Below are 4,543 nucleotides of genomic sequence, written 5' to 3' on the forward strand. Positions count from 1 at the left end.
CGCCAAGAGGGCCGCGGGATCGACCGCGCAGGGAGAGGCCGTCGGGCGCGGGCCGGCGCTCTAGTGGCGGCGCTTCCCGTTCGGGAACATGCGTTCACACGGCGGGTCCGCGTCCCTATCATCAGGGCAATATCCGCATCGCCGGCGCCTTCTGCGCGCCGGACCGCCTAAGGAGTTTCGCCATGGAACACATCGTCCTCGAATATGACGAGAGCACGCGCACCGCGCTCGTCGTCGCCACGTCCAACAAACGCGAGCCCGTCCTGAGCGGGCACGCCTCGCCCTACATCGTCGCCGACGGATACGATTTCGAGTCCCGTTCCTGGGGAGCCGGGCACTACTTCACCGATATCGCCGCGGCCAAGATCGACTACGAGCGCTCGTGCCGCCATTCCTATCCTCTAGCGGAGGGCAAGCTGCGCGATGACGAGTTCTGCACGATCCGCTGGTGCCGCGAGGATGTCGCCACCGCGCTCTCCGAATACCTCTCCTACCCCATCCCCGCCACCAAAAAGAATATCGATGACGTGGTCGGTCAGCTCATGGCGCACGGCAGCTTCCAGGACCGCTCCATCGAGAACGGCTGGGAGACCATCAGCGCCATCATCGACGAGGATGCGCTCGACCTTGGTCTCTCGACAAAACAGGGCGTGGACTTCTACAAGGATGCCTTCGGACACTGGAATTCCACCGAGGCCATCGTCTGGCCGAGCAGCGAGGGTGACGCCGCGTTCGTCATGGCGGTACCCGCCGACAGCGAGGACGGCGACCTTGCGGTCTACAAGATCGATGCCTGCCTCATCGGGGACGACGAGATCACCGTCGACGATATCGAGCGATTGGGCGGTAAACGCGAGCTGTGCGTGTATAAGCATGGCTTCGACGGCATCGAGGCCATCCGCAACTTCGCCAACCGCGTCGCGGTCGATAGGTTCGACGAGCGTTTCGGGGTCAACAACCTGTACGGCGATCTGCCCGATCTCGCCCCGACGCTGCGCAAGGTGACCGAGGGTGCCCGCACGACCGTGCAGACGCCCCGCGACCCGCAGGCCATCGCCGCGGCCGCGCTGTCGGCCGCCGAGGGCGGCGCGAAGGGCGCCGTCGACCACGTCGGCAACAAGCACTGAGTTCACTTTGCCGCGGCAGGCGGTTCCTGCCGCGGCGCTTTTCGTTTGGGAGTTTCAACATGGATGGAACTATCGATTTCATCGTCCTCGAGCACGACGACGTCGCCGGATGCGCCCTCATCGCCGGTGCCGTCGACGGGGTCGTGCCGGCCATCGACGGGCACAACACGCCCTACGTCGTCGCCATGGGATACGACCATGCGACCCGCAACTGGGAGGACTGCACGCTATACGACGACATCGTGAAAGCGAAACTCACCTACGAGGGATTGCGCGGGCGGGGATACCCGCTTGACGGGGCCATGCGCCGGGACGATTCCGCCACGTTGGATATCCGCGAGCTCACCGATGCGGAGCTCGCAATCGAAATCGAGAAGGCGGGCGCCGCAATGGTCGAGCACGTCGATGCCCATATGGCGCATGTCCACGGCCTCGGCGGCGGCGATGGCGACAGCGCCGCATACTACGCCGCCCGGAAAAGGTACGCAGACCTCCGGCTCGAGAAAGACCGCAGACTCCGCGCACCGATAGATCGCGGACAGAGGGAAAGTCAACGCGAGCCGCAAGCCATGGCCGCAGCAGCCGCCAAAGCCGCGCTGCATTGCGATGGGGCCGAGCTCGGACGAGGCGGCAAGAAGCAATAGGACAGCCACACCGCCCGCGGCAATATGATTGGAGTATCGAAATGGAGACCGTCCCGCACGTCGTCCTAGAGTACGACAAATGGAGCGATTGCGCGCTGGTCGCGTTGACCGACGACGCTCACTCGGCAGTGCGCGACGGCACCGACATGCCCTATCTCGTCACGAGCGGCTACCACCGCGGATCGCGCACCTGGGCCAGGGCTACACCGTTCGGCGACATCACGCGCGCCAAGGTCGTCTTCGAGCACCGTGTCGGCCGCGACTACGCCCCCAACGAAGGCAGGCTCCACGACGACGAGGTCATCGCCTGCCGCTGGCGCCGTGGCGATATCGCCGGGGTCCTGGAGGAGTCGCTTGACTACCCCATCCCCGCGACGAAGGAGAACATCGATACCGCTATCGGGCAGATCGCGCATGTCCAGGACCGCCTCATTGAGGATGGATGGAGGGAGATCGCCGATTCCATCCGCAAAGAACGTCTCGACTTAGGTCTCGGCAGCTCCCAGGCGGATAACTTCTACAGGGGCGTCTACGACGTGACCGCGCACCATAATTCGATGTTCTGGCCGTCGGGCGACGGCAGCGCGGTGCATGTGTCCCATTGCCGCCTGGGAGACGGCCCCTCGTTCGGGCTCACCGTCCGAACGATCCCGGCCGCGGCCATCGGCAACGAACCCGTCACCTTCGAGAAGATCGACCGACTGGGTGGGAAAATCGAGCTTTGCGTGGATAACATCGGTCAGGACATCGAGAAGGTCCGCGCCTTCGCCGGCTCATCGCCCGTCGTCCGCGCCTTCGTCGAACCCCTTTGCGCCTATATCCCGGAGCCGAGCGATTCGGTCAGGGAGGCAAAACGCGACATCTCGCCCTACCTGCGGCAGACCGCGCAGCGCTGCCAGCGCATCTCGCACCCGATCGACCCGGACGAGTCGGCATCGTCGGCGAGATGCGCCACATTCGGCGGCGCGGCGGCCCTGCCGGCACATCGCGGGTATAAGCACCGGTAACCTCGCGGCGGACGTCTTTGTCCCCCGCCCTATACGTTAGGAGTCACAACATGAACGACAAGCTGGACCATTTCGTCCTCGAGTACGACGGCGAGAGCGGTATCGCGCTGCTCGCGATGACCGAGGGCGACGGCAGCCGCATCGCGGACGGCGCGGGCCTTCCGTATGCCTTGGCCCGCGGCTACGACGCGGATGCACGCACCTGGGAGTCGATCGAGCCCTTCGTCGACGTGACGCGCGTCAAACTCCGCTACGAGAAGGCCTGCGGACGCGAGTACGTGCCCACCGGCGGCAAGAAGCTCTAGCACGCCATGGCCACCCCGACCGTCCGAACGGTAAACGCGCAAAACCAAAACCATCTGGTCCATGCCGCCTCGAACGAGGCGGGATGGCGGCGCTATCTTGAGACGCTTTCCAGGCACACGGGATGCGCCAACGCCTTCTACAACCTGTCCGCGATGAACTGTGCGGGGCTCGCCGCATCCGATTGGCACGAATCCCGCGAGATCCTGCCCATCGCCACATGGAAGTCCCTCTTCCCCGGCGCGGACATCAAGCCCGCCGACGGGTGCACGGGCGTCTACGGCGTCAAGTCCAGGCCGCGCGGCTCGGGCGGCGGGCTGTTCTATGTCGACGAGCTGTTCCCGCCCGCGCTTCTCGTTGGACTGCCTCCCACGATGCTCAGGGGCGCGGCCCGCGTTCTCGACCTCTCGGTCGATATCGCGGCGGCGTCATGGAGCGACGCCAAGGCCGGGCTGTACCGTATAGTCAACGTCGCCGACATGGACAGCGACGTCGGCGCGGCGCCGGAGGCCGAGCGCGTGCCGGTCGCATGGGGCGACCTCGACCAGAACACCCGCTTCGTCATCGAGGCGCACTTCCGCGCCCAGGGTCCCGGGTGCGCCAGCCCCGTGCTTCCGCCCGACGACGTGAAGGGCAAGGCCTCCTCGCTCAAGATGTACGTCAACGAGATCGTGAAGACCGCGGCGCCCCTTATCAAGCAGATGCGCAACGGCTACCGCGCGGCCTTCGAGAGGCACCGCCGGAACATCATCCCCGAAAGCGGTCCAGATAGGAATAACGGCCCCGATGCCGCCATCGGCGGCGCCGGGGTGAAGGCGGGGGACGTGCAGGAATCCCACCCCGACGAAGGCGGCGACCGCCCTGCACCGGTGGAAGCCAAGGAAGACCGCGGCGGCCCGGGCGTCGATGTGGGCAACCTAGCTCGGGAGCCCATCGAGAGGGCCATGAGGGCGATCGGCAGGCACTCCAGGGCGGATGGCGATCGGGTGGATATGGAGACCGCGGCCTCCCTCTCTTCGGAAACCGCCGGGGACGCCGGCACCATCGGCCGACACTTCGCGCGGAAGGGCGAGACCGCTGACTCCCCCGTGGCCGGCGACCAGGTCGGGAGCCGTAAGGGGGCGGATGTCAAGACGGTTTCCCGCCCGGAGGCCCCTCCCGTGCCGTTGCGGGCCGCAGGGACCGACGATAGAGGTCCCGACGTGAAACCAGTTCGGGACACAGCCGGAGATGCAGGCGGGGCCGTGCCGGCCAGAGAGGGCGGACGGATCTCCGAATCGCGCACAGAGGCCCATGAGCGCCGACGTGAGCGCCTGGGGCGCCACGGACGGCCGTCCGAGCGCGGTGCGGACGATGGCGGAGAGGTCGATACCATGCGCCCACATGGGCGGCGCTACCGCCGCATGGATGGCGAGGATGCGGACGGCAACGGGCCCGAGCGCCATGCGATGCGCCGGCGGCG

General features: G+C 66.5%; 5 protein-coding genes. All 5 read left to right on the forward strand.

Going from position 1 to position 4,543, the window contains the following annotated elements:
• Positions 1–182 precede the first annotated feature (182 nt).
• The gene (locus GPA_RS13225; protein WP_015540182.1) at positions 183–1,127 is read left to right on the forward strand and encodes a hypothetical protein; all 945 of its coding nucleotides are present in this window, start codon (positions 183–185) and stop codon (positions 1,125–1,127) included.
• A gap of 59 nt (positions 1,128–1,186) precedes the next feature.
• The gene (locus GPA_RS13230; protein WP_015540183.1) at positions 1,187–1,771 is read left to right on the forward strand and encodes a hypothetical protein; all 585 of its coding nucleotides are present in this window, start codon (positions 1,187–1,189) and stop codon (positions 1,769–1,771) included.
• A gap of 41 nt (positions 1,772–1,812) precedes the next feature.
• Entirely contained in the window at positions 1,813–2,778 is a 966-nt protein-coding gene (locus GPA_RS13235) for a hypothetical protein (protein ID WP_015540184.1), read from the forward strand.
• Positions 2,779–2,828: 50 nt separating this feature from the next.
• Entirely contained in the window at positions 2,829–3,083 is a 255-nt protein-coding gene (locus GPA_RS13240; protein WP_015540185.1) for a hypothetical protein, read from the forward strand.
• Positions 3,084–3,089: 6 nt separating this feature from the next.
• Positions 3,090–4,543: hypothetical protein (locus GPA_RS13245; RefSeq protein WP_041239643.1), on the forward strand; the 1,454-nt coding region annotated here is incomplete at its 3' end.

The sequence above is a fragment of the Gordonibacter pamelaeae 7-10-1-b genome, assembly GCF_000210055.1.
GTDB lineage: Bacteria > Actinomycetota > Coriobacteriia > Coriobacteriales > Eggerthellaceae > Gordonibacter > Gordonibacter pamelaeae.